Below are 3,753 nucleotides of genomic sequence, written 5' to 3'. Positions count from 1 at the left end.
CCAAATTTTTAGACTGTTATTTTATTGATTTTCAATTATTTAACTGTTTTGTCATGTACTAAGGCCTTTTGCAATACTTATTGATAAGTCTTTTGATTTTAAGCAACCAGAATTATTGCATTTTATTATTGGAATCCCCATTATGACAGCAGCTTTCATGAAAGACATTTTTCATGGAGCAAGTCCATTTAAAAAAGTACTTGGACTTCAAATTGTTAATTCAGAGACTTTAAAACCAATAACGCCCCTGCAATCAGTTATCAGAAATTCAACTTGTATTATTTTGTTGCCAATTGAATTGTTCTTTATGGTAGTTTCCCCGCAAAAGAGATTGGGTGACTTAATAATAAAATCAAAAATCGTAGAAGTCACCCCAAAACCATTCATTGAAGTAAAAAGAGAGTTAAAAACTGAGAACAGAAAAATCAAAATATGGCAACTGATAATAGTGACAATAATATTGGTTACAATTGAAAGTATCGCCTATAAATTAATTTATTTTGGGCAAACGATATGGTAAACCAAATCATACCAGATTAAAGCATTTTGACCATTTATTTGCTACAACAGATTAGAAAATGATTTTTAAGACAGTCAGAACTTATACGCTGAAAACGAAAAAACTAATTGACAAGGAATGAAAAACGACACCACAACAAAGCTATTATACGCCAGCCGTGGCATCCACAGCATATTGAGGGTTTTGTATTTCCCAAAACCATGCGTTCAAGCTGATAAAGCCATAGCGGGTTTGAAAGCCACGCCCAGGCGCATATAGCCGGGACGTTGGCGGTAATGGCAAAGAAAAACAAATATGAATGACAATTTAATAAAAATAATATCACAGTATCTTGAAATAGAGACAAATTATGCTGTGATTATAAACGGCGATTACGGAATTGGTAAAACTCATTTCTTTAAACAAGATTTAAGTCAAAAAATTAAAGAAATATCATTACCCAAGAACAATGAAAAAAAATACACACCAATACATATTTCTTTGTTTGGATTAAAGACCTTAGAGGAAATCCAGACCGCAATATTTGTTGAATTATACCCAATACTAAAGAACAAAAACGTAAAACTTGCTGCAGGCATAGGTAAATCAATAATTCGTGGAATTGCACAATTAAATAATGCAGGAGATATTGATAAATACATTGGTGATATAACTCAAGACCCAAATGATTGGTTGAATTATGATGAATTGGTTATCTGTTTTGATGACTTAGACAGAAAAAGTCAAACTCTTGATATTAGAGATATTTTTGGATTTATCAACTCGTTAGTAGAGAATCAAGGAGTTAAAATACTAATTATCGCCAATGAAGAACAACTAATTAAAGATGAATACTATTCATCAAAATTACGTGAGAAAGTAATAGGGGTATCAGTTATGTTCGCTCCTGACCCCTCAAAAATATTTGACCAAATTATTTCAGATAGATATGAAGCAAGGGACACTATTTACTTCAAATTTCTAAAAACATGTAAAACAGAGATTGTATCAGTTGTCGAAAAGAATAAAAACAACCTAAGAAACTTAATATTTTTTTTAGAGCATTTCAGGACTATCTTTTATCCCATTGAAAAAGAATTTCAAGAAGATGAACAATTTTCCTATTATAAGGAAGATAAAATGTTGGCAATACTGAATTTCAGTTTAGCTGTGGCCATTGAATACAAATTAGGATTGCTAAATTCCACCAACCTTGAAGCCATTAAAAATGCTAATAATAATTCTTTATTTAGTATTGATTTTTCCAAACTTCATGCGTCTTCTGTAAAACAAAGTGACGAACAAAAAGAGCCTTCATATATAGAATTATTTAAGGAGAAATATTACTCGGAAAAAGAATACTATTTCTTCAAATCAATATTCGATTACATTACTGGGGCGAAAGCATTTGTTTCATCTGATTTAAAAAACGAACTTTCAAGTTATTTTATTACAGAAGAAGGTCAAATACCCAAACAAGAATTATTACTCAGAGAACTTTCATATTTCGATTGTTTAAAATTGAAAAACTCGGCATATAGAAAAAAAACTTTTCTTTTGCTTTCATATTTAGATAATGGGTTATTTCAGTTGAATCAATATGGTACAATATTTCATTTTATCACAAGATTCGATAACTTACTCAATCTCGATTTAGAGAACCTAAAGAAGAGAATTAAAAAGGGAATAAGAAAAGGAGCTTCAAATTATAGATATGATAATCATTTAGGTTTTCATATGTCAGTAAGTCAAGATACTGAATTTAGAGAGCACCTTGTCGAAATAGTTGAATATTGTTTAACGATAAATGAAACATTAAAAAATAAAAATGAGGAAAACACAATAAATGAATATTTTGATTTATTTCTAAATGACTTTGACAGATTTGAAGAAAAGGTAAGAAATAAAGATGACCAACTACAATTCAGGCCATTTTGGAATCTTGTTGACCTAACAAAAGTATTTCGCAGGATAAAAGGTCTAGAAAATGACCAAATTTGGAAACTTGGGCATTATTTTTCAGATAGATATAGAGTTAAAATATTTGAGAGGCTTTATCCAGAAAAAGAGTTTATCAAAAATATTTTAAACCTAATAGATAATGGAACAAAGTCACGAGCTAAGAAAAACTTGAAAAATGCAAGTCTGAATTATTTATCTAATAGTTTATCTAATAGTCTGAAAAATTTTAATGAATAAGCCACATACCGCCAACAAAGCTATATACGCCAGTCGTGGCATCCACAGCATATTGAGGGTTTTGTATTTCCCAAAACCATGCTTTCAAGCTGATAAAAACACAGATGGTCTGAAAGCCACGCCCAGGCGCATATAGCCGGGACGTTGCTGGCAACTTAATAAAAACCGCATATCCAACTAATAATCAAAGAATAACAGCACAAATTGGATTTTTAAACAAAAAATTGGTGTATAACGAAAGAAAAACAAGTGAAATTGAGCAGGTTGGTAATTAACCAATTACAACGGGCTGATAATTCCGGCTTGAAAATGAAAACTAAGGATATCTAACGGTTTGAAAACGAGTTTGGTCACTGATAATTTCGCAAAGATTGATACAGACCAAATGATTGATAACAAAATAATTCAGGCGGTAAATGGTGCAGATTGATAAAGTCTCAGTTGTATCGGGCGGATAATTGCGGTTTGAGAATGGATTTTTAAGGATAATCAACGGCTTGAGAAACGAGTTTTGTCGCTGAGAAATTCGCAAAGATTGGTACAATCCAAATAATTGATAACAAAATAATTCAGGCGGTAAATGGTGCAGGTTGATAAAGTCTCAGTTGCAACGGGTTCATAATTCCGGCTTGATAATGAAAATGAAAAGACAATTAACGGTTTGAAAAACGAGTTTGGCCCATGAAATAATCGCATTGTTTGAAAATATCCAACGGATTGAGAAACGATTTTGCCAGAAAATTTCTACTTTTAAGGATTATGATTCAAATATCAAACTGAAAACCAATATTAACCCAAAACCCGATACTACATGAAATGATTCTCAAATTGAAAATCCCAAACGAACTGAAATATAAGCTGCCAGCAACAATCTGTATACGCCAGCCGGGGCTCCACAGCATATTGTAAGCTTCGTTTTTCCTTGTTACCCGCTCTCGGCTTGATACAATCTTTGCGGGTTTGAATGCCCCGGCCGACCGCATACAGGCCAACGTTGCTGGCAACTTAATAAAAACCGCATATCCAACTAATAATCAAAGAATAACAGCACAAAT

At 32.1% G+C, this 3,753-nt stretch carries 2 protein-coding genes; both read left to right on the top strand.

All coding sequences use genetic code 11. The features are described from left to right. Nucleotides 1-115: 115 nt before the first annotated feature. Nucleotides 116-520: an RDD family protein gene (locus W7W_RS0119260; protein ID WP_394331627.1), complete on the top strand. Its 405-nt coding sequence runs from the start codon at nucleotides 116-118 to the stop codon at nucleotides 518-520. A gap of 294 nt (nucleotides 521-814) precedes the next feature. Beyond that, a complete protein-coding gene (locus W7W_RS0119255) occupies nucleotides 815-2,698 on the top strand; it encodes a KAP P-loop domain-containing protein (protein WP_010665275.1) in 1,884 nt (627 codons plus the stop codon). Nucleotides 2,699-3,753: the final 1,055 nt, after the last annotated feature.

Origin of the sequence: Marinilabilia salmonicolor JCM 21150, assembly GCF_000259075.1 — a bacterium.
In the GTDB taxonomy this organism is placed as follows: Bacteria; Bacteroidota; Bacteroidia; order Bacteroidales; family Marinilabiliaceae; genus Marinilabilia; species Marinilabilia salmonicolor.
The sequence above is the reverse complement of the archived record's forward strand: the minus strand, read 5'-3'. Positions and strand labels throughout refer to the sequence as shown.

Bases quoted from the DNA above. Each gene is read 5' to 3' on its own strand.
- W7W_RS0119255 (WP_010665275.1), top strand. From the start codon at position 815: ATGAATGACAATTTAATAAAAATAATATCACAGTATCTTGAAATAGAG.